This window comes from Helicobacter sp. MIT 01-3238 (assembly GCF_003364135.1).
Taxonomy (GTDB): Bacteria; Campylobacterota; Campylobacteria; order Campylobacterales; family Helicobacteraceae; genus Helicobacter_B.
The window spans coordinates 17,950-44,058 of sequence record NZ_NXLN01000003.1; the positions used below are offsets into that span (position 1 = coordinate 17,950).

Sequence of the window (26,109 nt, forward strand, 5' to 3'; positions counted from 1 at the left end):
AAATCTACAAAAGTTAAATATTTATTAACATATTATTACCATTTGTGTATAATTAAGTATTTATAGCTTGTGTGGCTAAAGTGTGGATACACCTTTGGTGTTTTTGCAGATTGCTTGATATAAGCAATCACAAGCGGGGTAAAAAGCCAATGAAATTTTTGTTTGATGAGTTTTCAAAAAGTTTTTTTAGTTTGGTTTGCACAATTTGGCGTGTATTTTGCGTAGTTTGTGTGGTTTGTGGAGTATCTAGCCACTTTGTCTATGCCACCTCGCAAGTAGAGACACAAGCCACTCAAGCAGGACAACAATCAGCACAAGACACAAAAGATTCCACAAAAATTACAAAGCTAGATTTTGCGAGTGCGTATTCTACATTTTTGGAGAATAGCGATTCTATCAAAGCCCAAGACTACAATCTGCAAAAAAGCAAAAAACTCTCACTCGGCGCGAAACTTAGCTTTTTGCCAGATATTAGCGTGGGTGCGCTCTATACGCATTTGGACGCACCTATCCAAGAAAAGCTCCCTATAAATTCTGCTTCTATCCCGCCTGCTATCGCTTCACAGCCACAGATGCAGCATATTTTGGGGCTATTATCCCAGCCTATCACATTCCTAAAGCAAGATGTCATCATAGGTGCGATAAATATCATCTACCCGCTTTATGCAGGTGGAGTGCGATTGCACGGAATCAAGCTAGCAAAAATCGCCCAAAAAGATGCGCTAGAAGCCTTGCGACTAAAAAAGCTACTTGCTTTTGAAGAGTTGGCAAGTATTTATTATGGTGCGATTTTGGCAAAAGAAGTCCAAGAAGTGCTAGCACAAGCCCAAGATGGCGCACAGCTACACTATGAGAATGCTATAAATCTAGAAAAAAGCGGGCAAATCGCTCATCTTGAAGTGCTAGTCGCGCAAGTAGCCTTAGATAAAACAACCAACAAGCAAAAAGAAGCTGCCAATTCATACAAAATCGCTTCTTTAGCTTTGGATAGTGCGCTAGATACGCCAAATGTATCTCCCACTTCGGCGTTAAGCCTGCTTGATAAACCGCTCAAACCAGAATCATATTTCATAGAAAAAACACTCTCTAGCTACCCACTACTTGCTAGCGCGGATTTAAAAATCGATGCGGCAAAGGAAGCAAAAAAGCTCTCTTTTGGCTCGTTTATGCCTCAAGTGGTTGCTTTTGGGAACTACATTTTCCACGATAGTCAAAAATCTTTGCTTATCCAAGCTATGCCTACTTTCAGTGTGGGCTTGGCTGCAAAGGTATCTATCCTCACCCCTGCAGCAAGGGTGCAAAAATACCAAGCCGCAAAGATTTCCCAACTAGAAGCGCAAAGCCTAAAATCCCAAGCTACAAAAGAGCTAACGCTACTAACCCAAAAGACTTACGCCCAAGCAAGCTATCTAAAAGAGGAGTATAAAAGCCTGCTATCCTCCATATCTCTAGCGAGGGAAAATCTAAAACTTCAGCAAAATGCCTTTAAGCAGGGAATGGCGACAAGCACGCAAGTAATTGATGCGCAAAACGCCTTGCAATCAGCTTTGATTGAGCAAAAAACTTCTGCATATAGAGCGATTCTAGCCCTTGCGAAGTTGTTTGCCTTAAGTGATGAGATAGATGAGTTTTATGGATATTTGGAGTAGCGCAGTGCTTTTGGGCACGATTTTGCCAAAAGCTACCAATCTAACAACAATCTAACAAAAGGAGTGAGAAAATGAAAAAGAGATTTGAAGTGGGGTTTGTGGTGGTAATCGCCACGATTTTGGTGCTTTGGCTAGTGATTAGCTTTTATAAGGCTTATGCTCCCAAACCTCAAATCATACAAGGACAAATACAAGCTAAGCAATACTCTGTAAGCTCCAAGCTCGCAGGGCGCGTAGGCTCTGTGCTTGTAAAAAGGGGCGATATGGTAAAAAAGGGCGATTTGGTTTTCACTATACTATCCCCCGAAGTAGAAGCTAAGCTAACCCAAGCAAAAGCAGGCTATGAAGCAGCAAAGGCTATCGCAGAGGAGACGCACAAAGGTGCGCGCGTAGAGAGTATCATATCTGCGCGAGATATTTATAATAGTGCTAAGGCTATGAGAGAGTTAACCGAAAAGACTTATAAGAGAATCGAGGAGCTATATCAAAACGGCGTGGCAAGCCTGCAAAGAAAAGATGAAGCCTATACTGCCTATCAAAATGCGAAATTTAGCGAAAACACCGCCTATCAGCAATACAAAATCGCCCTAGATGGCGCGACAAAAGAAACTAAAGAAGCCGCCACCCAAAAAGAAATCGCTGCAGCTGGGCAGCTAAGCGAAGTGGAGGCTTATATCGAGGATATGCAGGCGTTTTCTCCTGCTGATGGCGAGGTGGCAAATATCTTGCTAAGCGAGGGCGAGCTAAGTCCTAGTGGATTTCCTGTGGTAATGGTGGTGGATAATAAAGATGCTTGGCTAAAGCTAAGTGTGCAAGAGGAATATCTGTCTAGCTTTAGCGTGGGAAGTGAGTTTAGCGCGTATATCCCTGCACTAAACAAGCAAGTGTCTTTCAAGGTGCGCTATGTCGCGGTTATGGGGGATTTTGCCACTTGGAGGGCTACTTCTACTTCTAAGGGGTATGATTTAAAAAGCTTTGAGATAGAGGCTGTGCCACTAGAAAATAATGGCGAATTTCGCGTAGGAATGAGCGCGGTGGTAACTTTGCCAAGCAAGTAGATTTTGGGCAATAATTTTTGCAATAGCTAGAAAAGCAAAGGCTAGATTTGGCAAAATCCGAAAATAGCCAAAAGCGATAAAAAAGGGGCATATAAATGAAGCTAGAGAAATGGCTAAAGAAGTTTTTTGATACTTGCTTGCGTGTGTGGAGCGAGGCAAAAAATACTTCTGCAAATGTATCTGCAAAATTCTCCCAAAATCTAAAAAATATCGCGCTAAAAATTTTGCAAAACACCAAAAAACCACAAATAGAGTTGCTAAAAAACCGCATAATGTGGTTTATAGCGCAGCTTTGGCAAAATCTAAAAACTACAAAAAATGTGATTTTGGATTTTGCACACTCACAATCAAATCTAGCAAAATCTAAACTTTCAAGTTTAAATATTGATTTTGCAAAAAATATTGTGGATTTTGTGGCAAATTTTGCACAATCAGTAAAGATAAAAGCCTTAGAAATCACCACAATGATTTCTAGCAAGATAGGACTTTTGGGTAGCTTACAAAAATCATTAGAAGAGAGAAAATCTACCCAAAGTGTGCAAATCGCCAAAAGCACGCAAAGAGCACAAAATATCGGCACTTACCAAAGTCGTATGCAAAATCCTGTGATTCGCAAAGCGAGGTTTTTTAGGAAATTTGCTATCCAAGAAGCATTGCGATGTTTGAGCACTCATAAGGTGTTGTTTTTGATTTATGTTGTGTTGCCATTGCTTATTGGGTGGTTTATATATGCGGTGTTTATGGCTAGCTTGCCTAGAGATTTGCCCATAGGTGTGGTAGATTTTGACAGAAGTGTGGAGAGCAAAGAAGCGTTGTTTATGATAGATTCTAGTGCGGCGGTGAAAATCGCAAAATCTTATGAGGGCATAAAAGAAGCAAAAGAGGATTTAGCCACTAGCCAAATCTACGCACTTGTGGTGATTCCAAGCAACTATGAGAGGGACATAAAGCAGGGCAATGGCGTGCAAATAGTGCTGTATTTTAACGCTCAATTTGTGCTTATAGGCAAGGCTATAAGTGGGGCATTGGAGGGAGTGGTAGGCACTCTAAATGCAAAGCAATGGAGTGGCAAAAATCTAATCAAAGCAAAAAATCTAAACCTTGCCATTGCAAGTTCTATGCCGATATTTTCTCAAATCATTCCTCTGTATAATTCTAGCAACAACTACTCGCAGTTTATGCTGACTTTGCTTCTGCCCTGTATGCTACAAATCCTAAGCGCACTAGGTATGCTTCATCTACTACGACACACACCAAGCAGCCTAAAAAGCCTTTTTATACGCTATGTTTTTAATTCGCTTGTGTTTGTGTTTTGGGCGTTGTGCGAAATCGTGCTACTAAAAAAGCTAGGCTTTGAAAATCGAGGGGATTTGGGACTGCTAGTGTGCGGGAGTGTGCTACTTGTGCTTGGTGTAAATGGTGTGGTGGTGTTTATCCAATCAGTGCTAAGTGATTTTAAAAAGGCGGTGGGCTTTGTGGCGATTTATACTGCGCCATCGCTTGCGTTTGCGGGCGTTACTTATCCGCAAAGTGCGATGAATGTGCTAGCACTTTTTTGGAGCAAATTTTTGCCTATCTCACATTTTATGGAGCTTTTTATACAGCAAGCAAACTATGGTGGCGGAGCGGATTTGGGGTTTGAGATTTTGGGTGGAATGCTTTGGTTTTTGCTATTTTTTGCGCTTGGAGCGGGGATTTATGCGCTAAGGAATGATTGGGAGATTTTGCCTAAAAATCTAGTAGCAAGTGTAGCAAAAAAAGTAGGACAAAAATATGAATAAGCAAGGCATATCATTTTTGCAGATTTTGCTATGCGAATACAAAGCCATACTTAGTAATAAACTTGTCGTAATGGTGGTTTTTATCGGCTCGCTTGTGTATGGAGTGCTATATCCTATGCCATATCTAAATGACATCGTTACCAAGCAGAGATTGGTCATCATCGATGAGGACAAAAGCGATTTAAGCAGGAGGCTTATTTTTCTTGCTTCTAGCACACCACAAATCGCCCTGCTTAAAGAGGTGGATTCTATCTCAAAGGCGCAAAGCCTAATCGAAGCCTTTGAAGCTGATGGGGTTATGCTTATCCCTAAGGGCTTTGAAGCAAATGCTAAAAAGGGCGTAGGCTCTGTGGTGTCATATATGGGAAATGCCTCGTATTTCCTCATATATGGCGCGATAGTCGAGGGCGTGCATAACGCCATAAACGCTCTAAGCGATGAGCTACGCAAGGAAAAAGAGCCCTCCTTGCGCTCTAGTGAAATCATCACCCTAGAATCTATACCGCTATATAATACAAATCTAGGCTATGCAAACTACGCGCTTGCAGCGGTGCTTGTGTTTATACTTCATCAGACTTCTATCGCAGGGAGTGGAATCCTAAGCGCGTATCAAAACAGAGTGCGGAAAGAAAAATGGCAGAAAGAAAAATGGCAAAGCAAAGACAAAATGAGGGGGCAAAGCGGGAAAAATATCGGCGAAAATGTCGGGCTAAAATCTAGCGTGGATTTTAGTGGGGGCTATGAGAGAGAGCAGTATTTCGAGGTTGTGCCTATTTGGAAACTTATTTTTGGTAGGATTTTGGCATTTGTTGGCATTTATAGTGTGTTGTTTTTGCTTTATTTTGGTGTGCTTTTTCCTACGCTTGGCATACATATCCACGCACTTGCTAGTGATTTTTGGTGCTTTAGCTTGCCATTTATGGCGTGCTGTGTGGCGTGCGGCGTGGCTTTGGGGAGCTTTTTTAGTGATGAGAGTATCCCCACGCAAGTGATTTTTGTATCATCGATGCCTTTGGTGTTTATTATGGGGTTTATATGGCCTAGCGAGCTTTTGCCTGTATTTTTGCGTGAGCTATCGTATTTGATTCCAGCATTTCACGGGATTCGCGGGCTTATTAGCCTAAATCAAATGGGTGCGGAGTTTGCTAGCGTTATGGGACATTTTTTTGCGTTTTTTATCATCGGTGGATTTTGTTTTTTGCTAGCGTGGCTTGTGCTATCATATCGCAAAAGAGAGCGTGTATAAGCCAATAGGCTAGCCAAAATTATGTAGATGAGTTTAGGTAGTTTTGGGTATTTTAGGCATTTTTAGGCAAGTATTATTACAAAAAATAGGCATAATACGCAAAAAGTTCTTATAATTATGTAATGGTAATGAAAGGTAATCGTAATGCAAAATTTTAAGAAAATATCAAATCAGGCGTTTAAATCATTTTTTTGTGCTGTGTGGGTTTTGGCGTGCCTGCCTTGTCTGCCATATTTGCAGGTGGATTTGCAGATGAGTTTGCAGGGAAGTTTGCAAGCAAAGACTTTGGCTAGTGGGAGTGCAGGGCTATCTAGTATCTGTGAGAGTAGGGAAAATCAAGTCCAAAAAAAGCAAATAAAAGAGCAAGAGTACGCAAAAGAGCAAGCGCAAAAAGACGCACAACCAAGTAATGAAGTGCTAGCAAATCAAACGCAAAATCTCCAAAAAATCGCACAAGATAGATTCCAAGAAGTCCAACGCCTTTTTGAAAATTTGCGCGTTTCTATCATATCTAGTGCTAAGCAAGACGCTAAAACGCCAATCAATCTAGCAAATCAAAATCAAACGCAAAATCTGTCATTTGCGGATTTTATATTTCAAATCGCGGATACAAATATCCTCCTGCTAGGCGAAAAGCACGATGAAAAATCCCATCACAAAGCCCAACTGCTGATTATGCAGGCTTTGGATGCGTATTTCGCTTGGCAAGCGGGGGAGTGCAAGAGATTTGCACTTGTGCTAGAAATGCTAGGTAGCGAGGCACAAAGCCACATAGATGAGGCAAGCAAGAGCAAAAAACAAATACAAAAAGAAAATCTAAAAACCGCGCTAGGCTGGGGAAAGTGGGACTATCAGCAGTATAGGGACATTGTAGAATACGCCTTTTACGCGCCAAATTTTGACATCATCGCGGGGAATCTCTCACGCCAAGAAATCAGCACGATTTATAAGGGTGCAGAGCCCATAGCGGGCAATGTCTCTACAAGCACGGAGGTAAAAGAGCGCATAAGCAAAATCATCTCAAAATCTCACAAGACAAATGACGCGACACTGCTAGAGAGGCTAACGCAAGTGCAGCAGTATAAGGATAGGCGTATGGCTGATATGCTGCTTAAATCGAGCGACTTCGCGCTACTGCTAGCGGGGAATTATCATATCACAAAGACTTTTGGGATTCCGCTTCATATAGAGGATTTTCTCACTTTGGGCGCGAAAGAAGAGAATATCCTAGATAAAAATGCTATAAGTCCAAAGGAAGTGGCAAATATAGGTAAAACACCAAAGACACTAAGCGTAGGAATGCTAAAGGCAAAATATCTAACTTCTAAACGATACTTCAAAAAGTATGGAGTGCAGATTTTAAGTCAATATGATTATATTTTGCTTTTTAGGTAGATTTGGGTGGGTGTTTGAGTGGGGTTGCGTAAGCTATGTGGCTTAGGCATTGCGCAGGTTTAAGTCGTTTTTGTTTTTTGGGCGAGTGGTGTTTGTGGAGATTTGACTTACATTAGGTTTGGTGTATTTTATAGATTTTGTGGGTAAAGTGATTTTTAAGATTTGTAGGTTTTAGTGAGGGGGTTTAAGTGGTTTTGGAGTGGGGTTTGTGGGTGGATTTAGGCAGATTTATGGTTTTTTATTTGTGATAATTTTTGGTTTTTATCGCTATTTTTGCCTCACTTTGATAGCTTGCTAGCACTTTTGCAGAGATTTTATGGTTATTAGATTTTGTGGGCTTAAGCATTTTTGGCGTTATACGCACTCTCTAATGCTAAGAGTTTAGCTAAAAGCTCGGCTTGAGGCTCGCTTGCTACTTGGGATTTTGAGCATAGTTTTTGGATAAGGGATTGATAGGCTTCTTGCAAGCTAGATTGCTCTTGCTTTGCTTCTAGCTCTTTTTTGTATTGCTCTACTAGGTTTGTATCTGCTTTATCCGCTTCGCTAGTCGCTTCGCCAAATCTATTTTCAAAGCTGTCATATAGCTCGTTAAACTCGTCATTTTCTAGCTGCAAAAACGCTGCAATATCCAAAATAACCTCCCTTTCTTTTTCCTCTAGCACCCTATCGCTCCACGCAAGAGTGAGGGCAAACCCCACAAAATGCAGTCGTTTTTTGTATTCGCCATAGGTGTTGTCTAAAAATATTTGTGCTAAGTTAGAAATGGGAGTATCGCTATCTTTAGAATCTGTGCTAGTAGCAGGGCTTTGAGTGGTGCTTTTTTTGGAGATGATTTGGCTAAAATCTATGCCATTTAGCATTTGCTTTAGGATGGTTTCTTGGGATTCTTGGAGGTGTAGATTTTTTATGAAGTTATCAAGTAGGACGACTTGCAAAAGGCTAGGATTTTTTTGGCTTATGCCTGCTTGGAGTAGGATATTTAGCATTGCTACGCTTGCACCTGCGTAGGAGTTTTTGAGCTTATCTTGGGGAGTGGGGAGGGAGTATGGATTGTCTTTTGGGGAATAATCTTGTCTTTCTTGTGGCTTTTGTGGGGAGGGAAGCGGGTTTTTTAGGTATTCTTCAAAAGTGGTGTAGAGATAATACACTACCACTCCAGCTATCACAAGTAGGATAAAACTCGTCATTTTACTACTCCTTATTATTGGCTTGTCGTTGGTTTTTGTGTTGATTGGTTTTTGGCTTATGCAAATGCGCGAAATCTGTGTGAAATCTATCTTTGTGCAAATGTAGCGCAAAATCTTTTTATTTAGACTAGCTTAGAGATTGGGCTTAAAAGCACCCTCAAAGCAAGCTAGAGGTTTATCTAAAATCCTCTATTGCTTTTGACTTTTGCTTGAAGTTCTTTTTTCTCTCGCTCCTCGCGTTCAAACTTTTCATTGCGTAGTCTTGCTTTTTCTTCTTGCTGTTTGCGTGCTATGGCGAGCTTTTGCTCTTTTTTCTCTCGTATCTTTTGGATATATTCCTCACGCTTCTCGGGGGATTGGAATTTCACAGGATTCATCATAAGCACTGCTAGCACAAAGATAAAAAGCGTGATTGTTACATCGCTAGAATTTGGTGCTATCCAATTCCAGCACATAGCGATTAGCGAGGCAAGCAATATTTTCAAAAAAAGCTTCATTTGGCGATTCCTTTTTGCGCAAAATATTTTGTAAGCATATCTACAAACAAAGCATTCTTTATGCCAAAATACAATCCCTGCTTGCTTATGCCAAAGCTATGTCGCACTGCTACATTATGCCACCACACTACACTAAGCTTATGATTTGGCTACACCGCTTTTGATTTTTGCTTTGACTCCGCACCCAAAATCTCTTCTAGCACAAGTAGGACAAGGTTTGGCAAAAACATCGCTTTGGTGCTATCCATATCGCGTCCGTAGGCTTTGGCACTGCTTTTGGCTTGCGTATCAAAGGCGCGGAATTGCTCAACGCTATCTACAAGCAATAAATCCGCACCCTCATCAATTCCTGCGAAGCGAATTTTAGCAGATTCTTCTAAATAGCATTGTTCATTTAGGTGCGCCAAATGAGAAAAGTCTTGCGCAATATAAGATTTTAGGATAATCTTTTTTGATCTTTGATTTAGTGCGTCAAAAACGCCTTGTATGCGCTCTATGTAGCTAGTTTCATTTAGGATAGATTCTAGCGCGGAAGTTGTGTTTGAGACAAAAGACACTACGCTAAGCGCACTACTCTCATCACTATGTGCAAAGGTGTGCAAACGCTCCTTTAGCAAATCCCCGATATATGCAATAGGCTCTTTCATAGAATGTATTTTTTCTTTGTTGTTTGCCATAAAATCTTTTATCTCGTTTTTGGATTTTACTGCTAGCATTTGTAGTGCTAGCCTTGCTTCACAAAAGCTCGCATAGTCGCCAAACAAAAGTGTATAGCCACAAGAATTGGCTTGCAAAATGTTTCCTAAAGTGCATTTGATAAAAAAGTCAAAATCCGCTATGCGAGTAAAATGCCCGCCATTATAGGCAAAGGATATATTTGCTTGTGCGCTTTTGCTAGCAAGCGGGATTTCTAGCTTCTCACACAGCTTTTGACACGAAGTGATAAGCTCGCTAGATTCTTTGCCTACACTGCTATCATAGCCGTCAAATAGTATGTAAGTCGTGTCCTTTGTGGAATCCATAATATTTGTAGAAGCGTTAGATTTTGCCAAATTGCTAGTATCATCAAAATCTTTTTTGGATTTTTTGACTAGGGCTTGGCTGATTTCTCTTTTTTGTGCTAGAAGTGCGTTTATAAGCCACTCTATATCCCTATCGATTTGTGGATTTGGCTTATAAAGCAGGTTTTGGATACTTGAGTATGAGAGGACGCCATTTTTGGTATCGCTTATAGATTCTAGCAAATCATCTAAATGCTCGCTATGTCTTTGTGCAAGCCGCCTCACAAAGAGGAAAAATCCATCTCCTAAGTAGTCATCATCTCGCGTGCTGATGAGGTTTAGCGGGAGATATTTGCTTAGAGATTTTCTTTCATCTTGCGTTATGAAGTGATGTTTGTCAAAAAACTCCTCATACTTGGAGTGCATAGCCTGCAAATCTAGAGTCAAGTCTTTTTTGACATAGAGTGTGCTTAGTGGCTCTATGCGCCACTCATTGCCAAATCTCTCCAAAAGCGCACCCAAAGTTTCTTTGCTTAAAATCTCTTTATGTTCTTTGCTTGCTTTGTAGTCTAGCTCATCGCTTATATTATCGCCTAGCAGGGCTATGCCATTGATTTTTAGCCCCACACTTGTATCCACGCATATATCTAGCGTGCTAGAGATACGCGCTAAGATTTCGCCCAAAGTTTGACTTGTGCTGATTTGCTCGCCACTAGGCTTGGCTTGCGTATAAGAAATCTTGTGTTTTTTGAAGTAAAACTCATAGTCTGCCTTAGGGTCAAAGCAAAAAATTTCTAAGTGTAAAAAGCCTATTTTAGTCATAGTATTGTTCCTTTGCTGTGGATTCTATGGATTGTGTGGATTTGCTGTGGGCTTGTGTCGCGCTTGTCATTTGCGAGGTTTTGCAAGGCGATATTTTACCAAAAAATCCTAACGACTTGCTTGCTATGAGCTGCTCTAATTTATTTTGGATTTTATAGGATTTGTCGCTGTGATATTTCTATAAATATTTTTTAAGATTCACTTTGTAGCACTTCTTTTAAGGATTCTACTACCTTATCAATGTAGCACTCCTCCTCGCTAGGGTGTGCTATTAGATAGGATAGATTTTGCTCCAAAAGCACATAGCGAGCCTTTGTGTAGCTGTGTGCTACTCCCCCCCCCCCTCCTAGAATCCACCTATTCATATCTTGCTTTCCACAGAGGGCTACGGTAGGAGTCCCTACATTTGCTGCGATATGGGCTACCCCTGTGCTAGGGGTTATCACACAAGATACGCGCTTGCACAACTCTATGAGATTGAATATATCATCATCATTTGGGAATATTAGTAGGTTTTTTAGCTTTTTTTGGTATTTGTCACAAAAGTGCACAAACTCACTATGCACTTTTGGGTAAGTAGCGATTATGCAGGTGCAATCGCCAAATTTTGTCTCTATGCGCTCTGCTATGCCTAAAAAGGCATTTTTGCTAAGGCTATATAGCCCACTAACGCTAAATGGATTTAGCAGTATGAGGTGTTTGCCTAGTTTTTGCTTATGTAGAAATTCTGCTATGCGGGATTTGTGCGCTTGGGTGGTGGCAAGCGCAGTAGGGGCAAAATCTAAGCTAGAGATACTCTCATCATAGATTTTGGAGTTTATCATTCGCACAAAAAGGCACAAAATCTCTTCAAAGGATACTCTTTTGTAAGTCTCTTTTTTGGCATAGATGGGCAGGGTTTTGCATTTGAGCGAAAAAAGGCTCGTTAGTTTGGTTGCACATAAGACTTTTTTGGCATTTGTGGCTTTGGCTAGGGAGATATTGATAGAGCGAGGAGAGGATACTATGAGGTAGTCTAGGTGGTAGCTATCAAAAGTGTTTATGAGATTTTGGGTGGCGATTTTGTTTGCTTTTTTGTCGATTTTGAAGTCATTTTTGTGTGGGACTTTGGATAGGATTTTGGGCTTTTTCGCACAGAGTTTTGCCGCGGTTAGTTCTTTGTTTTGGGCTAGGACTTGGGCTTGGTATTGATTTAGTATAAATCCTTGCCTATTGTATGGTAGCACCACTATTTCATCAATGAAGTCAAAGCCAGCGCAAAGAGTGTGTGCTATTTTTTCGCCAAATAGCACACATTTCGCCCCATAGAGTGTTTTGGCGATATAGAGTGCCTTTATGGAAATGATAGTATCGCCCACTCCATTTCCACAAGTGATAAGCCCTACTTTTATGTCCTTTATTTCTCTCATAGATAGCCTTTTAGAGAGTTTTAGTTGCTTTGTAGTTGTTTGGGGGTTTATTTTTTTAGTGCGGATTTTAGGCTTTTTAGGAGTTCTCTATTTTCATCGCTAGAGATGATAGCTTTTAGCGAGTCTAGCTCATCGTTGTTTAGGTCTTTTATGTCTTCTAATTGCTCTTCGCCCTTTAGTCTTTCTTTTGTAAAAATCTGCTTAGAATCAAGCCTCATAAATGCTACGATTTCCATATCTTGGGTGTTGTTTGTGCTGATTTGGTAGATTCCGCGAATCTCTACGGTTACTTTGCTTACGACATTATCGCTACCAAACCCCGCTGCGAAATGCACATATCCGCCGTTATTAAATGGGTGCAATCCGTCATTGAAAATCTCTAAGCTCTCAAATGTGTCATAAGCGATAGCAAACTTCACGCCCGAGCCAAAGCCCTTTAGGATTTCCTCACTCAAAGGTGGCTCAAAGCTCACGCGCTCTATGTCGCACACGATAGAAAAAAACTGCCTTTTTTGCTTGAAAAACTCAATGATATTGGCACAAAAGGCGTTGTAGATTCCGTCAAATTCCGCAGAAGAATTCATTTTTAGCCTTTAATCAATTTTGCTTTGCGCTAGATTTTGATTTGGTGGGTAGCTTTTTGGGCTTTTTGGTTTTGTTGATAGGATTTTTTGAGGCTTTTTTAGTGGATTTTGTTGGCTTTGTGCTTAGAGTGCTACTTTTTGGATTTATGGTTTTGGTGGGTTTTTTGCGGATATTTACGAGGGAGTATTGCGCGTTTTTGGGGATTTTTATGCCTTGCTCTTTGCAGAGGGTGCAAAACTCCCAAAGCAGTTTTTGCACTTCGTTTATACCGATATTCCAAAATGCGCTAGATTCTATATCAAAGCCAAATGCTCCTACTAGCTCGCTTGGGGATTTGCTCCCGCCTGCTGATAAAAAGTCGGTGTAGATTGATACGAAGTCTTTGCATTTGCCACTTTTGTATAGCCCAAATAGTGCTAGCACCAATAGCTGTCCATAGGAGTAAGCGTAGCAATAAAATGGCGAGTGGATAAAGTGCGGGATATAGCTCCACCACCTCGCGTAGTTTTGGGTAAGTTTTAGGCTTTTGCCAAACATTTTTTCGTTTTCATCTTGCCAGATTTTGTCAAAATCCTGCGCCTTTAGCTCGCCATCTTTGGCGTGGATAGCCCTCTCAAAGTTTGTCATCACGACTTGGCGAAAGAGGGTGGAGAAAATATCCTCTAGCTTGCCTGCATAGATTTGTAGTAGCTCTTTTTGGGCGTTTTTGTTTTTTAGCTCTCTTTTTAGGTAGTCAAAAAACAGCATTTCGCCAAATACAGAAGCCGTCTCTGCAGTGGTAAGTGGCGTGTCGTGGTTTAGCGTGCCGACATTTTTGCTTAGCTCTTGGTGAATCATATGCCCAAACTCGTGTGCTATGGTAAAGGCATCTCTTCTATTTCCTGTCCAATTTAGTAGCACAAAGGGGTGGGCTTTTGGCGTGGCTCCGTGGCTAAATGCCCCACCTCGTTTGTTTGGCGTGGGGTGAGAGCTAACCCAGCCTTCTTTTATTGCCCTGCGTGTGATTTTGGCAAAGCTAGGAGAAAACTTCTCATAGCTTAAAATCACTTGGTTTAGGGCTTGAGCGTAGGATATTTTGGTGGATTCTTTTTGGGCTTTTGCTTGAGAGGCTTTTGAGGTTTTGCTTGGGCTAGATTCTGCAAATATAGGCGCGTATCTATCAAAATCTTTTAGATTTATCCCAAGTATGCTTCCCTTTAGCGCGTAGTAGCTGTGGACAAGGTGGAAGTTTGCATTTACGCATTTCATCATCGAATCCACGCTTTTTTGGCTGATTTGGTTGCTGATATGACGGAAACTTTCTTTGTTTGGGTAGCTTCTTAAGCGCGTTTGTATACTCAAATCTTTGCGAACCATATTTAGGATATAGCTAAGAAGTGGCGTGGATTCTTGCAGGCTTTTTGTAAAATCCTCTTGGGCTTGCTGCCTTATCTTGCGCTTGGGGCTATGGAGTAGGGATAGGATTTCTTCCTCGCCTTTTTTGTCTGCGCCGATTTTTAGGCTCGCTAGATGTTCATCAAAAAGCCTGCCAAATGCGCTAACTCCCACGCTTGAAGTGGCGATGAGGGCTTTTTCTGCGCTTAGGTCTAGTTTGTGGGATTTTTTGACTAGGAGATTTTGTAGGTAGAAAGCGTATTTTTCGCATTGAGCGATAAATTTTGTGATTTTGGCAGAATCTATATCGCAAAACTCTAGCTCAAAAAACACAAGATGTTCATATATCTCGCTAGATTCCAGCTCATACTTGGCATAAAAATCCCCTTTAGTCGTATCCTCTGCAAACACCAAAAACGCAAATGTCAGCACCCGCTCAATACGCTCAATAAGCCCCTCATATCTAGTAATCACATCGCCAAAATCCTGCGGGGAAAGCTCGCTTAACTTACCTTTGTATGTTGCCTCAAAATCTAGGGCAAGTCTTTTTGTTTGCTTGCTAAAAGGAGCTAACTCATCTTTGCTAGCAAAAAGCGCGGATAGATTCCATTTGTGCTTAATGTCTTTGTGTAGATTTAGCGTGGATTTTGGGAGGTTTTTGGACTTGGGGAGCTTGGGGATAGTGTAGGTTTGCCTTGTTTGTTTTGGCTGTTTTGTGGAGATTTTGTTTGCCGAGATTTTGGAAGCTATGGAGGGTTTTACGGAAGTCTTTGTGGATTTTACCTTTTTTGTTTTTTGTGTAGAGAGATTTTGTGTAGAAATCTTTGCAGAAGTCTTTTTTGTAGAATCTTTGCGTGTTTTTGATTTGGTAGGGGAATTGTGTGGTGTGCTCATAAGTGTAAGCCTTTGATTGCAAAAGTCAAAATCTAAAACTGCTATTGTAGCAAATAGCTAGCAAATACTTACTTAAGAAATGAGAGATTTTCACTAGCCCTAAAATCACTAGCCAAAAGAAAAAGCTATCAAACTACCAAGTGTAAGCTACTTGCAAGCCATACACTCCTTTGCCTGCTATGTCTGTGCTGATTTCAGGCGTGATTAGGAGTTTGCGCGGTTTGTATCGGGTGGTAAGCCCCCACGCCACTCCCCAGCCTATCGCACTTCCTACAAGCACTTGCCAAATAGAGTGCTTATGGGCATATACGCGCGAAGCGTCTGTCAAAATCCCAAGCCCGATAAGTGGTAGTGCGGGCTTCCACCCATAGCGATAAAAAACAAATCCAGCCGCGCTAAATGCCCCTCCTGCGTGTCCGCTTGGCATTCCTTTGTAGTCATCACAGCAAGGGCGTTTGGCAAAGGCTATGCTGTGTCCGTTTTTGTGGGCTAGCTCAAAACTTCTTTTGACTACTTCAATGATTCCTTGAGTGATGAGAGAGCCAGCAGTAAGCTGCAATGCTCCCTCGTAGTCTTTTATCCCTACGCTTACGATTAGCACGCCCACAGGGGCTAGTGTCAGCACATCTCCTAGTCGCTCAAAGTCGCTTTTGGCTTTGAGATTTAGCGGTAGGCAAAGTATGAGGATTGTGAGGAGTATCAATGGAAGTGCGGTGGGGTTTGCGCTTAGAATGTATTTTTTAGCTTTGAGAGTTTGTATGATTTTGCTTGTGCTTGGTAGTGTTATTTTGGTTGTCGAAGTTGTCATTATGTGCCTTGTATTTGCCATTTTTTACTTTGCTTTTTTTGATATTTTGTTCCCCTCATTTTTGGCGTGGTTTTGGGAGTGGTAAAGTCGGGGGCAAAATCTCAAAAAGTCATAATTGTAGCGAAAACTCTAAAATGCTTCATAAAAAATATTAGATAAAATATTTGACATAAAAATAGTCTTGGACATAAAAATAATCTTGCAATTCACACTTATTTTACAAATTCGTTTTATAATACCCGCTTTAAATTTCATAAAAAGCACAAAATCCAAGCGTATCTCAAAAACATATCTTAAGGAGCAATAGTGAAAAAAATCCTAAAAATCGCAAATGTGCGTTTTCTAAGGCGATTTGTACGACTAAGAAGGCTGACAAAAAAAGGAAAATCCCCCAAAATCCCCAAAAAATTTTGGATAAAGCTACACACTTATTTGAGCTTGTTTTTTCTCCCTCTCGCACTTATTTACGCAATAACAGGTGTAGGATATATCTATGATATTCGTCAAAACTCTGGTGCGCAGATAGTAAAAATCCCACTAGAATCTATGCCAAAAAGGGGCAGCGAAAAAGAACTAATCCTAAAACTCCTAGAGGAAAATAGCCTAGAAATCCCAAAAGATACAGACATAAAGATGTTTCGCGGAAATCCAAGTATGGGCAATGTCTACTATGGCGCAAGTATCATAAAAGAGCGCAATGGAGAAGTCATACTGCAAGTAACTAAGCGAAATCTCTATGGCGTGCTTTTGCTTATGCACAAGTCAAATGGAAGCAAGTTTGAGGTGGGGGGGTTTAAGTTTCATTTTTTTGACTTTTTGGCTATGGGGTTTGGTGTATCGCTACTGCTTTTTTATCTCTCTGGGCTTATTATGACTTCGTTTTGCAAAAAAGATAGGCTTGTGAGCTTTGGTGTGCTTGGGGCTGGGCTTGTGGCTACAATCTTGGCAGTGTATTTTAGTGTGTGATATTGGCATATACGCAAAAGGCGTGATAAAAAAGCGACAAAGCAAATCCCAAAAACAACACCGCACTTAGTCTATCTATGTAGAAAAACACCTTGTAGGTAATGTGCTTTCTAAAGTAGCTAGATACCACTACTACGCAGACAAACGCACTCACAAGCGAGGCAAAAAGCACAACAATGCTAAGGGCTAAATCTTTCCCGATAAATTGCGTAACCACCACGCCAAAAAATAAAATCGCTTTGGGGTTTGAGAGATTTACCACAAGCCCTCGCAAAAATGTATCAGGCTTAGAATCTGATTTTTTGGAATCTAGGCTAGATTTTGTCTCATTGTCATTTGGACTTGTGCTAAATGTAGCCAAAGCAGAATTTGCGCTAGACTCATCACGATTCTCATCATAGCGCGTTCGCAAAATATTGATACCAATATAGCCTAGATACAAGCCTCCTAGCACTCCTAGTGCTATTTGAGAGTAGGCATTTGATAGCAGGTGTGTAAGCCCAAAGTAGATAATAGCTAGATAAAAAATCCACCCAAATGCGATTCCGCCTAGCACGATTAGGGCGCGTTTCGCACCAAAGAGTATTGTATTTCTAGCTACAAGTAGCATATCTGGTCCGGGCGTTATCGCACCGATGAAGCCAACGGCAAAAAGCATTATCATAGCAGCTGACATTTTGTGCCTTTTAGATTCTAGGATTTTTTGTGGAGAGATTTTGAGGTGTATTGGTGCATTTTTGCTTGGCATTATAAGCAAAAAAGCAAAACTATATGCCGTAGTCATCACAAAAAATTGTGCTAAATCTTTTTGCTTAGAATTTTTGGTAATTCTATAAAAAATCTTAAAACCTGCCAAAAAGTGTGCAATTTTGTAAAAAAATGTCTAAAAATCGTGCATTTTATCTGCAAATAAGGTTTTTTAAAAGTGCGAAAGTGTATAATTAAGCCTACGCAAAAGATTTTGCAGTGTTTATGCAAGATTTTGCGACAAAAAAGCAGAGAGGCACAATCTAAGCGCGAAAAAGCGCGAAAGGAGTAGCGATGAGTGAAATACGAGGAATCCAAATTCTTGGGGAATTTGAAGAAGGACTATGGCAAGATGAAATCAATGTGCGTGATTTTATCGTAAAAAACTACACACCATACAACGGCGATGATAGCTTCCTTTGCGCTCCTACAAGCGCGACAAAGCAGCTTTGGGAGCGAGTGTGTGGGCTTATGAAGCTAGAGCGAGAGCGCAAGGGCGTGTATGATGTCAGCACGGACATTATCTCTACGATTACTTCGCACAAGGCAGGCTACATAGACAAAGACTTGGAAGTCATCGTGGGATTGCAGACAGATGAGCCTCTAAAGCGCGCGATAATGCCTTTTGGTGGGTATCGAATGGTGCTAAACTCGCTTAAGGCTTATGATAAGCAAGAGGACGCACAAGTGGCAAATGTCTTTAAATATCGCAAGACGCACAATGACGGCGTGTTTGACGCGTATAGTGATGAGATGCTCTTAGCACGCAAGGTAGGAATCATCACAGGACTTCCAGACGCCTATGGGCGTGGGAGAATTATTGGCGATTATCGCCGAGTGGCACTCTATGGCGTAGATAGGCTCATAGAGGAGAAACTCAAAGCAAAGAAAAAGCTCACTCCCGATGTGATGAGCGAGGAGGTAATCCGCTTGCGCGAGGAAATAAGCGAGCAAATAAAAGCACTAAATGAGCTAAAGACTATGGCTCTAAGCTATGGTTTTGATATTTCCGCACCCGCCAAAGACATAAAAGAGGCGATTCAGTGGCTCTACTTTGGCTACCTTGCCGCGATAAAGGAGCAAAATGGTGCGGCGATGAGCATAGGGAGAATCTCCACATTTTTGGATATTTTTGCCGAGCGCGATTTGAAGCTAGGCAAATACGATGAGAACCAAATCCAAGAGATGATAGACCACTTTGTGATGAAGCTAAGAATGGTGAGATTTTTGCGCACGCCAGAGTATGATGAGCTTTTCAGCGGAGACCCCACTTGGGTTACGGAGTGTATCGGGGGAATGTGTATGGATGGGCGACATTTGGTAACCAAAATGAGCTATCGCTTCCTCCATACGCTTTATAATCTAGGACCTGCGCCCGAGCCAAATATGACGGTGCTTTGGAATACGCGCTTGCCAAAGAATTTTAAGGAATTTTGCGCTAGGGTTAGTATCGATACTTCATCGATTCAGTATGAAAGCGATGAGATAATGCTTAAAGAATTTGGCGATGATTACGCGATTGCTTGCTGTGTAAGCCCTATGAAAATCGGCAAGCAAATGCAGTTTTTTGGTGCGCGGTGTAATCTCGCAAAAGCGATACTCTATGCGATAAATGGTGGCAAAGATGAAAAGCTAGGAATGCAAGTAGCACCGATGATAGCACCTATCACAAGCGAGTATTTGGACTATGATGAGGTAAAAGCGCGGCTTGATATTGTGCTTGATTGGCTTGCGCGGCTCTATATCAACACGCTAAATGTCATTCACTATATGCACGATAAATACTGCTATGAGCGAATCGAAATGGCACTGCATAATGAAGAAGTAGTGCGCACTATGGCAGGGGGAATCGCAGGGCTTAGCGTGATAGCAGACTCGCTAAGTGCTATCAAATACGCACGCGTAAAGCCTGTGAGGAATGAAGCGGGATTGGCGGTGGATTTTGAGATAGAGGGCGAGTATCCAAAGTATGGCAACGATGATGATAGGGTGGATACTATCGCGGTGGATTTGGTAAAGGGCTTTAGCCAAAAGCTAGCCTTGCACCCCACCTATCGAGAATCCACTCCTACGATGAGTGTGCTAACGATTACCTCAAATGTCGTGTATGGCAAGAAAACAGGCTCTACGCCTGATGGACGAAAGGCAGGAGAGCCATTTGCCCCGGGCGCAAATCCTATGCACGGGCGTGATACGAGCGGGTGTGTGGCGAGCTTTTGCTCGGTAGCAAAACTGCCCTTTAAATACTCAAAAGATGGGATTTCAAATACATTCTCCATAATCCCTAGCGCATTAGGAAGCGAGAGGGCGACACAAGAGCAAAATCTCGTATCCCTAATGGATGGGTATTTTGCCGATGAGGGCTATCATCTCAATGTCAATGTGCTGCAAAAAGAAATGCTAAAAGACGCTATGGAGCACCCTGAAAAATATCCACAGCTCACAATCCGCGTGAGTGGGTATGCGGTGAATTTCATAAAGCTCACAAAAGAGCAGCAGCTTGATGTCATCTCAAGGACATTCCACGAGAAAATGTAGGGGGGATTTGGGGGTTTAGTCACCCCCTTAATCGTAAAAAGATAGTCGCAAAAAGAAATACTTTCAGAATCTAGATTCTGAAAGTATTTTGAAAAACTTTATATCTTAGCAAGGCTTGGTGGGACTTGGTGTAAGGGGTGATATGGCAGGGTAAAATCTATATCCAAAAACGCACACAATAAGATGATAATGTTGCTATAATTGCGCAAAATATAACAATTAGGAATCCTAATGTCTGCTAGTTTATTTGGCGATTTTTATCACTTTGCTTTTCCACAACCGCAATATCTTGGCTCTAAATATAAGCATTTGGATTTTATTAGAGAGTGTTTGCCTACTCATATCAAAAGTGTAGCAGATGCCTTTGCTGGCTCTCAATCGGTGGCTTATTTTTTTAAGCAAAATGGCTATCAGGTTTATACCAATGATTTTTTATCTTTTAGCCATAAAATAGGACAATCGCTGGTAGAAAACAAGCGTTTTAAACTTAGTAGCGATGACATAGAGATATTACTAAGAGAAAATCAAAACCCAAATGATTTTAATTTGATGAGAGAATTATTTACAGATATTTTTTTTAAGGAGGAGGAATCAGCGTTTTTAGATTCTTTTAGGAGCAATATAGAATCACTCCCCAAAGAAAAACAACCATTAGCCTTTAGCATTATCAACCGAAGCATAACACGAAAGGTAACAATGGGACATTTTGCCCATACAAGTGCGCTAAACTATGCAAAGAATGAGGATAGAATCAAACGAAATCCAAACCTTATCCGCCCAATAAAGGATATATTTTTAAATCTCATACAGCCATACAACAATAGTATTTTTGATAATTTGCAGGACAACAAAAGCTACAATTTAGATGCGATTGAGTTTGTGGATTTGATGAAAGATAAGGTAGATTTAATTTATTTTGACCCGCCTTATTGTGGAAGCCACGCTGACTATCAAGCCTTTTATCATCTGCTTGAGACATATACGCAATATTGGAAAGACAAAGAATTTATCAATGGCACTAAGCGTTATTCGCCCAAAAAATATAGTGGCTTTGACACAAAAGCAGATATATTGCCCTCATTTGAAAAATTATTTGACACTGCTTTGCAAATACCATATTGGATTATTAGCTACAATGATAGAAGTTTCCCAAGTATTGATATGATGAAAGAGTTGGCAGGAAAATACAAGAATGTAGAGATTAAAGAAAAGTCATATCAAAATAGCGTAGGTGGAAAGGGTAGTGTAAAGGGTAGCAAGGAAATATTGCTTATTTGTAGTCCAAAGAGCTAAATTAAGGAATGCAAAAATGAAAACTTACGAGGAGTGGAGTAAGATTTTTGCTTCACAAGACTTATATCAATTCAATCTTTACGAAAGCGGTGTTTTATGGCTTAAAATCAAATCTTTGATTAGAAATGAGATTTTGGATTTTATGCAGCAAAGATTAGAATTTAAACTGACTTCAAAAACTCAAGCACAAAAATTTAAAGAAATTTATAATCTTGTCTTAGATAACAAAATAACACAACAGCAAATAGATTTTGTGCTATCACAATACAACAAAGATGAAATTAAGGCATTAGAAAAAGACTTTGGGTTTATAGAATCAGAGCTTTATAAAATGGATTATTTTGCTTGGGGCGGGGATTCTAGTAATTCGCTAGATAAACAAATCGTTTCCTTTGTAAAAGAGATTTACAAATATGATGATATTTTGTGCAAACTTGATAATGATATAGCACAAAATGTAAAAAATTACACACTAAGCAGTTGGTATAATAATTGGACAACAATACTTACCGAGCATATTTTTAAATCTCACCCTAAGGTAATATCAGCAGTTGGCAAAATAAAAAGTGTGGATTTTTTCATTCAAAATATCCCTATTGATTTAAAAATCACTTATTTTCCAAAAGAATTTTTGAAAGCGCAAAGAAAGATGAGAGGACTACAAAATGAACTCACTTTGCTAAAAAATATTGCAAAAATACATTCTTTTGCTTTTGATAAAGAATGCAAAGAGGATATTATCAAATATCAAATCACGCAACAAATTTTGGATTCTGATGATGATTTGGCGATTTCAAAGTTTGATGAACTAAAAAGGCAAAACACAGAAATCATACAATCAACAATGGCAAATAAACACACGCTAATCAAGTGGCTTTATGAAAATCAAGGCGAGATGAGGTTTGGCTCGGAAAATAGGATTTTTATCGTGCTGATTGATTTAGATGATTTTACTCAAGCGTGGAAACTAAAAAGAAATTTTAAGTTGATTAAACCAAAGATTTTAGATTATTTGGATAGTTTTGATAGGACAAAATTTTTGAAAAATATTGTTGAGTTTGAATTTAATCAAAAGCAATACAAAACGCTAGCTGACATTATTTTTGTGATTAAGTAGGGGGGGATTTATAAGAATCACTGAATTTAAACAAATATTAAGTTAAATTTTATCGATGAGATATTAGGCAATAAAAAGGTTTAAATTTTAAATGAAGCCCACTAAAATCGAATGGACACAAGCAAGCTGGAATCCTACGATAGGCTGCGACAAAGTAAGCAGTGGCTGCAAAAACTGCTATGCCCAAGCTATGGCAAACCGTTTGCAAGCTATTGGCAATCCTGACTATAAAGATGGCTTTGCGTTTAAAATGCTCCCTCAAAGGCTAGATGAGCCCAAGCGCAACAAAAAGCCCACGCTGTATTTTGTAAATTCGATGAGTGATTTGTTTCATCAAAAAATGGATTTTGGCTTTTTGGAGCGCGTAATGCAAGTGATAGCCGACACTCCACACCACCAATACCAAATCCTAACCAAGCGTCCGCACACAATGAAAGAGTATTTTTCTAAGCGTGATATTCCGCCAAATGTGTGGCTAGGCACTACGGTAGAATCTAGCAAGGTAAAATCGCGCATAGATTTGATACGCGATTTGAATGCAAGCGTGAAGTGGCTCTCTTGCGAACCGCTCATAAGCGATTTGGGCGAGCTGGATTTGCGCGGTATTGATTGGGTTGTCGCAGGGGGTGAGAGCGGGGCTAATGCAAGGGCGATGAAAGAGGAGTGGGTGCTAAATATCAAAAGGCAGTGCGAAGCGCAAAATGTCGCGTTTTTCTTCAAGCAGTGGGGTGCGTGGGGGAGCGATGGAGTGAAGCGAAGCAAGAAAGAAAATGGCGCACTGCTAGGTGGCAAAATCTATCAAGCCTATCCAAAAATCGTGCAAAAAATCCCAAGCCTTTTTTAAGTAAATATTTGCGTTTGGCTTTGTAAAAAAATATACGCGTAAAAAATCTAAGACAAAGCAAAACCTCACAAAGTTTTTATCCCCAAAAGTCATTACATTAAATCATTGCATTTGCAGAAATGCTGCCATTTCAAGTTAGTATTTGTGCTTTGAAAAGCTTAATAAAGACTTAGGATAACGCTAGAGGTGGCTTAATGGATTTTGTGGATTTATTTGCTGGGGTAGGGGGATTTCATCTCGCGCTAAGCCGCGCTATGTCGCAATATGGGGCAAAATCTCCGCACACAAGCACTGATACTTCCTGCACTTGCGGGGGGGGGGGGGAACTATCTGCCAAATCCACAAGCCACACCAAAAATACCAAAATTAGCAAACTTCACGCACGGTGTGTATTTGCTAGTGAAATTGACTCAAACGCTAAAGCAACCTACGCGCTAAATTTCCCAAATACACCACTTTTTGGCGACATTACGCAAGAATCCACGCAAAAAGAGATTCCAAACAATTTTGATATGTTGTGCGCTGGATTCCCCTGCCAAGCCTTTAGCATTGCGGGGTATCAAAAAGGCTTTAATGACACGCGCGGGACGCTATTTTTTGAAGTTGAAAAAATCGCTAGGATTCACAAGCCAAAAGTGCTGTTTTTGGAAAATGTCAAAAATCTAAAAACCCACGACAAAGGGCGCACTTTTTTGACTATCAAAACTGCGCTAGAAAATCTAGGCTACGGTGTCTATGATGAAGTGCTAAACTCCGCCACTCACGCAAATATCCCGCAAAATAGAGAGCGCATTTTTATCATTGCATTTGACAAAGCCCAAGTGCCAAATTATGAAACATTTACTTTTCCCAAACCTATCAAACTTACAAAGACGATTCATCACTGCATTGATAGCACAAAGCAAGATGAGAGATTTTACTACACGCCCAAAAGTCAATATTATGCGTGGCTGCAAAAAGCGGTGGTAAAAAAGGACACGATTTATCAGCTCCGCCGAATCTATGTGCGCGAAAATAAATCAAATCTTTGCCCCACTCTTACAGCAAATATGGGCACAGGTGGGCATAATGTGCCAATCATCAAAGATGATTTTGGGATTCGCAAACTTACGCCGAGAGAGTGCTTTAACTTTCAAGGCTATCCTAAATCTTTCAAACTGCCAAATATCGCTAATTCAAAGCTCTATATCCAAGCGGGGAACTCTATCACTTTGCCTTTGGTGGAGCGCATTGCAAGGCAGATTTTACAAATTTTGTAAGTGGTGGTTGTGATGAGTAAATTTTTTAATTCAAAAAATTATGTTAAATCTATCCAAATCATCTCTAGCTTATCAAAACTTTTTAGCGACAATAGCACACCATATTTGCATTATCGCGTTATGGAAAATCTCTTTTGCTCCTGCTTTGGTGCGCAAAATCTCTCACGCTCTGATACCGCCTATGATGCCAAAATTGACAAATTAGGCATAGGCTTAAAAACTTTTATTTGTCAAAAAGATTATAGTTTGGAAAAAATTGCGGAGTTTAATAAAGACTCAAGCACACTAAAAAATATTCGCCATAGAGATTTGGCAGAAAAGTTAGCGACTTTGCGTAATGAGCGAATGCAACTCGCAAATGATTTGTATGGCATAAGCGATTCAATGTATCATATCATCGCACGGCGGGATAATGAGCTGGTATTTTTTGAAAGCGATTATGAGAAAATCGACATTGCAAATTTGCAAAATATCAAAGATTCTAAAGCCTCACTATCCTTTAGCGATGGGCAAAATGACTATTCTTTCAATTATTCAAAAAGCGTGTTGCAACGCAAATTTTATATCCCGCAAAAATACTCTAGCCTAAATATTCAAATCGTTGAAAATCCGTTTGAATTACTATCGCTACTAAAAGATAAAATCCTACAAGCTAAGCAAACTGCGCCAAAAGTCGCTGGAGTGGATTTTGTGGTGTTGCCACTATTTAGCCTAAAGGGTGGTAAAAATGTGCCACAAAAAAGTGGGCTAAATCAATGGAATGCTGGTGGTAGAGCTAGGAGTTTTGATGAAGTGTATATCCCTGTGCCTAGCGAGATTCATAAGTTTTATCCTAGCTTTTTTCCACCGCGTGAAGTGCCTTTCACTCTACAGACGCCATTAGGGGAAATTTTGAGCGCGAAACTCTGCCAAGATAATGCAAAAGCACTAATGACAAATCCAAATTCTGCTTTGTCAAATTGGCTTTTGCGAAAGATTTTAAAGCTAAAAGAGGGCGAGATTGCTACGCTAGAGAAGCTAGAAAATTTGGGCTTTGATAGCGTGATAGTAGAAAAAGAGAGCGAGGGAATCTATCGCATTGACATAATGCCTCTGCGCTCTTATGAGGATTTTATCCAAGTGGAGTTTGGTCTAGATTCTAGATTTCTTTCACTAGATTCCATTTAGTGGATAAGGACAATACCTGCGCATATCTATGTTCTCGTGCTTATCTTTTGGTGGGTTATAATACGCTGTTATCACTTCATTTTGCGTTAGTGAGATGACTATGCAGAGATTTTGCCCTCCTTTATCTGTCTGCACCACTTTGTCATCTCGCAAGACTAGCCTTTCATCATAGCCCTGCTCTTTGTGAGTGTTATTATACTCCACAATCATATTTGCAATCTTTGCCCCCCCCCTAAACTCGCTCTATGAAGCAAATCATAAATATCTTGCTTTTTGAAGCTGACATTTCTTTGCCTGCATTTCTTGGATAAATGCTTGTCATCAATCGTTGTTTTTGATATATCTAGCTTGCTAAATTTATCAATCAAAATTTTTACACCTTTTTTGCTCATTTGGCTTATATGTCGCTTGATTTGAATGCTTTTAGCTTTTCTTACATTGCCTATATCATTTTCTGCTTTTAGCAAGATTT

Annotated in this window: 22 protein-coding genes and 1 pseudogene; 12 read left to right on the top strand and 11 right to left on the bottom strand. The window is 40.4% G+C overall.

Annotation, left to right across the window (positions count from 1 at the left end):
• Positions 1-149 precede the first annotated feature (149 nt).
• From CQA40_RS01540 to CQA40_RS01560, 5 genes are all read left to right on the top strand, one after another.
• Positions 150-1,649 (top strand): TolC family protein, encoded by a 1,500-nt coding sequence (locus CQA40_RS01540; RefSeq protein ID WP_115519237.1) that lies wholly within the window; start codon positions 150-152, stop codon positions 1,647-1,649.
• A gap of 71 nt (positions 1,650-1,720) precedes the next feature.
• Entirely contained in the window at positions 1,721-2,707 is a 987-nt protein-coding gene (locus CQA40_RS01545; protein ID WP_115519238.1) for an HlyD family secretion protein, read from the top strand.
• A gap of 95 nt (positions 2,708-2,802) precedes the next feature.
• Positions 2,803-4,488: an ABC transporter permease gene (locus CQA40_RS01550; protein ID WP_115519239.1), complete on the top strand. Its 1,686-nt coding sequence runs from the start codon at positions 2,803-2,805 to the stop codon at positions 4,486-4,488.
• A complete protein-coding gene (locus CQA40_RS01555) occupies positions 4,481-5,734 on the top strand; it encodes an ABC transporter permease (RefSeq protein WP_115519240.1) in 1,254 nt (417 codons plus the stop codon). Before CQA40_RS01550 ends, CQA40_RS01555 begins: the two co-directional genes overlap by 8 nt.
• 144 nt (positions 5,735-5,878) lie before the next feature.
• A complete protein-coding gene (locus CQA40_RS01560) occupies positions 5,879-7,129 on the top strand; it encodes a ChaN family lipoprotein (protein WP_115519241.1) in 1,251 nt (416 codons plus the stop codon).
• A gap of 338 nt (positions 7,130-7,467) precedes the next feature.
• Here CQA40_RS01560 and CQA40_RS01565 read toward each other — a convergent pair whose 3' ends face one another.
• The 8 genes and pseudogenes from CQA40_RS01565 to CQA40_RS01595 form a co-directional block, all read right to left on the bottom strand.
• Positions 7,468-8,316 carry a hypothetical protein gene (locus tag CQA40_RS01565; protein ID WP_115519242.1) on the bottom strand — a complete coding sequence of 283 codons (849 nt, stop codon included), beginning with the start codon at positions 8,314-8,316 and terminating at the stop codon, positions 7,468-7,470.
• Between the two features lie 179 nt (positions 8,317-8,495).
• The gene (locus CQA40_RS01570; protein WP_115519243.1) at positions 8,496-8,813 is read right to left on the bottom strand and encodes a hypothetical protein; all 318 of its coding nucleotides are present in this window, start codon (positions 8,811-8,813) and stop codon (positions 8,496-8,498) included.
• Positions 8,810-8,941 (bottom strand): hypothetical protein, encoded by a 132-nt coding sequence (locus CQA40_RS11495; RefSeq protein ID WP_258864416.1) that lies wholly within the window; start codon positions 8,939-8,941, stop codon positions 8,810-8,812. Before CQA40_RS11495 ends, CQA40_RS01570 begins: the two co-directional genes overlap by 4 nt.
• Before the next feature lie 21 nt (positions 8,942-8,962).
• Positions 8,963-10,636 (bottom strand): DUF5644 domain-containing protein, encoded by a 1,674-nt coding sequence (locus tag CQA40_RS01575; RefSeq protein ID WP_115519244.1) that lies wholly within the window; start codon positions 10,634-10,636, stop codon positions 8,963-8,965.
• A 191-nt stretch (positions 10,637-10,827) separates the two neighbouring features.
• Positions 10,828-12,045 (bottom strand): glycosyltransferase family 9 protein, encoded by a 1,218-nt coding sequence (locus CQA40_RS01580; protein WP_115519245.1) that lies wholly within the window; start codon positions 12,043-12,045, stop codon positions 10,828-10,830.
• A gap of 47 nt (positions 12,046-12,092) precedes the next feature.
• Positions 12,093-12,629, bottom strand: coding sequence for a hypothetical protein (locus CQA40_RS01585; protein ID WP_023926911.1), 537 nt, complete (start codon positions 12,627-12,629; stop codon positions 12,093-12,095).
• Positions 12,630-12,843: 214 nt separating this feature from the next.
• Positions 12,844-14,898, bottom strand: a pseudogene (locus CQA40_RS01590) (M3 family oligoendopeptidase); the annotation flags it as partial.
• Between the two features lie 133 nt (positions 14,899-15,031).
• Positions 15,032-15,706: a phosphatase PAP2 family protein gene (locus tag CQA40_RS01595; protein ID WP_115519247.1), complete on the bottom strand. Its 675-nt coding sequence runs from the start codon at positions 15,704-15,706 to the stop codon at positions 15,032-15,034.
• Between the two features lie 306 nt (positions 15,707-16,012).
• Here CQA40_RS01595 and CQA40_RS01600 point away from each other — a divergent pair, with 306 nt between their 5' ends.
• Positions 16,013-16,672 carry a hypothetical protein gene (locus CQA40_RS01600; protein ID WP_258864417.1) on the top strand — a complete coding sequence of 220 codons (660 nt, stop codon included), beginning with the start codon at positions 16,013-16,015 and terminating at the stop codon, positions 16,670-16,672.
• Here CQA40_RS01600 and CQA40_RS01605 read toward each other — a convergent pair.
• Complete coding sequence (locus tag CQA40_RS01605) at positions 16,662-17,528, bottom strand: LysE family translocator (protein ID WP_115519248.1); 867 nt, start codon at positions 17,526-17,528, stop codon at positions 16,662-16,664. The two genes, CQA40_RS01600 and CQA40_RS01605, sit on opposite strands and share 11 nt — an antisense overlap.
• 185 nt (positions 17,529-17,713) lie before the next feature.
• Here CQA40_RS01605 and pflB point away from each other — a divergent pair, with 185 nt between their 5' ends.
• From pflB to CQA40_RS01635, 6 genes are all read left to right on the top strand, one after another.
• Positions 17,714-19,957 (top strand): formate C-acetyltransferase, encoded by a 2,244-nt coding sequence (pflB, locus tag CQA40_RS01610; RefSeq protein WP_115519249.1) that lies wholly within the window; start codon positions 17,714-17,716, stop codon positions 19,955-19,957.
• Between the two features lie 231 nt (positions 19,958-20,188).
• Positions 20,189-21,250, top strand: a complete 1,062-nt coding sequence (locus tag CQA40_RS01615) for a DNA adenine methylase (protein WP_115519250.1) — start codon at positions 20,189-20,191, stop codon at positions 21,248-21,250.
• 16 nt (positions 21,251-21,266) lie between these two features.
• Positions 21,267-22,367 (top strand): hypothetical protein, encoded by a 1,101-nt coding sequence (locus tag CQA40_RS01620; RefSeq protein ID WP_115519251.1) that lies wholly within the window; start codon positions 21,267-21,269, stop codon positions 22,365-22,367.
• A gap of 91 nt (positions 22,368-22,458) precedes the next feature.
• Positions 22,459-23,211 carry a phage Gp37/Gp68 family protein gene (locus tag CQA40_RS01625; protein WP_115519252.1) on the top strand — a complete coding sequence of 251 codons (753 nt, stop codon included), beginning with the start codon at positions 22,459-22,461 and terminating at the stop codon, positions 23,209-23,211.
• 194 nt (positions 23,212-23,405) lie between these two features.
• Positions 23,406-24,470: a DNA (cytosine-5-)-methyltransferase gene (dcm, locus tag CQA40_RS01630; RefSeq protein ID WP_115519253.1), complete on the top strand. Its 1,065-nt coding sequence runs from the start codon at positions 23,406-23,408 to the stop codon at positions 24,468-24,470.
• 12 nt (positions 24,471-24,482) lie between these two features.
• Positions 24,483-25,637, top strand: coding sequence for an NgoFVII family restriction endonuclease (locus tag CQA40_RS01635; RefSeq protein WP_115519254.1), 1,155 nt, complete (start codon positions 24,483-24,485; stop codon positions 25,635-25,637).
• On the opposite strand, the gene CQA40_RS01640 is transcribed toward CQA40_RS01635, so the two are convergent.
• Both CQA40_RS01640 and CQA40_RS01645 read right to left on the bottom strand, forming a co-directional pair.
• Entirely contained in the window at positions 25,623-25,847 is a 225-nt protein-coding gene (locus CQA40_RS01640) for a hypothetical protein (protein WP_115519255.1), read from the bottom strand. The two genes, CQA40_RS01635 and CQA40_RS01640, sit on opposite strands and share 15 nt — an antisense overlap.
• Entirely contained in the window at positions 25,844-26,104 is a 261-nt protein-coding gene (locus CQA40_RS01645) for a hypothetical protein (protein ID WP_115519256.1), read from the bottom strand. The genes CQA40_RS01640 and CQA40_RS01645 overlap by 4 nt, the downstream gene beginning before the upstream one ends.
• Positions 26,105-26,109: the final 5 nt, after the last annotated feature.

What these genes read in the sequence shown, in the direction of transcription:
- CQA40_RS01540 (WP_115519237.1), top strand. Translation starts at nt 150, where the DNA reads ATGAAATTTTTGTTTGATGAGTTTTCAAAAAGTTTTTTTAGTTTGGTT.
- CQA40_RS01545 (WP_115519238.1), top strand. Translation starts at nt 1,721, where the DNA reads ATGAAAAAGAGATTTGAAGTGGGGTTTGTGGTGGTAATCGCCACGATT.
- CQA40_RS01550 (WP_115519239.1), top strand. Translation starts at nt 2,803, where the DNA reads ATGAAGCTAGAGAAATGGCTAAAGAAGTTTTTTGATACTTGCTTGCGT.
- CQA40_RS01555 (WP_115519240.1), top strand. Translation starts at nt 4,481, where the DNA reads ATGAATAAGCAAGGCATATCATTTTTGCAGATTTTGCTATGCGAATAC.
- CQA40_RS01560 (WP_115519241.1), top strand. Translation starts at nt 5,879, where the DNA reads ATGCAAAATTTTAAGAAAATATCAAATCAGGCGTTTAAATCATTTTTT.
- CQA40_RS01565 (WP_115519242.1), bottom strand. Translation starts at nt 8,316, where the DNA reads ATGACGAGTTTTATCCTACTTGTGATAGCTGGAGTGGTAGTGTATTAT.
- CQA40_RS01570 (WP_115519243.1), bottom strand. Translation starts at nt 8,813, where the DNA reads ATGAAGCTTTTTTTGAAAATATTGCTTGCCTCGCTAATCGCTATGTGC.
- CQA40_RS01575 (WP_115519244.1), bottom strand. Translation starts at nt 10,636, where the DNA reads ATGACTAAAATAGGCTTTTTACACTTAGAAATTTTTTGCTTTGACCCT.
- CQA40_RS01580 (WP_115519245.1), bottom strand. Translation starts at nt 12,045, where the DNA reads ATGAGAGAAATAAAGGACATAAAAGTAGGGCTTATCACTTGTGGAAAT.
- CQA40_RS01585 (WP_023926911.1), bottom strand. Translation starts at nt 12,629, where the DNA reads ATGAATTCTTCTGCGGAATTTGACGGAATCTACAACGCCTTTTGTGCC.
- CQA40_RS01595 (WP_115519247.1), bottom strand. Translation starts at nt 15,706, where the DNA reads ATGACAACTTCGACAACCAAAATAACACTACCAAGCACAAGCAAAATC.
- pflB (WP_115519249.1), top strand. Translation starts at nt 17,714, where the DNA reads ATGAGTGAAATACGAGGAATCCAAATTCTTGGGGAATTTGAAGAAGGA.
- CQA40_RS01615 (WP_115519250.1), top strand. Translation starts at nt 20,189, where the DNA reads ATGTCTGCTAGTTTATTTGGCGATTTTTATCACTTTGCTTTTCCACAA.
- CQA40_RS01620 (WP_115519251.1), top strand. Translation starts at nt 21,267, where the DNA reads ATGAAAACTTACGAGGAGTGGAGTAAGATTTTTGCTTCACAAGACTTA.
- CQA40_RS01625 (WP_115519252.1), top strand. Translation starts at nt 22,459, where the DNA reads ATGAAGCCCACTAAAATCGAATGGACACAAGCAAGCTGGAATCCTACG.
- dcm (WP_115519253.1), top strand. Translation starts at nt 23,406, where the DNA reads ATGGATTTTGTGGATTTATTTGCTGGGGTAGGGGGATTTCATCTCGCG.
- CQA40_RS01635 (WP_115519254.1), top strand. Translation starts at nt 24,483, where the DNA reads ATGAGTAAATTTTTTAATTCAAAAAATTATGTTAAATCTATCCAAATC.
- CQA40_RS01640 (WP_115519255.1), bottom strand. Translation starts at nt 25,847, where the DNA reads ATGATTGTGGAGTATAATAACACTCACAAAGAGCAGGGCTATGATGAA.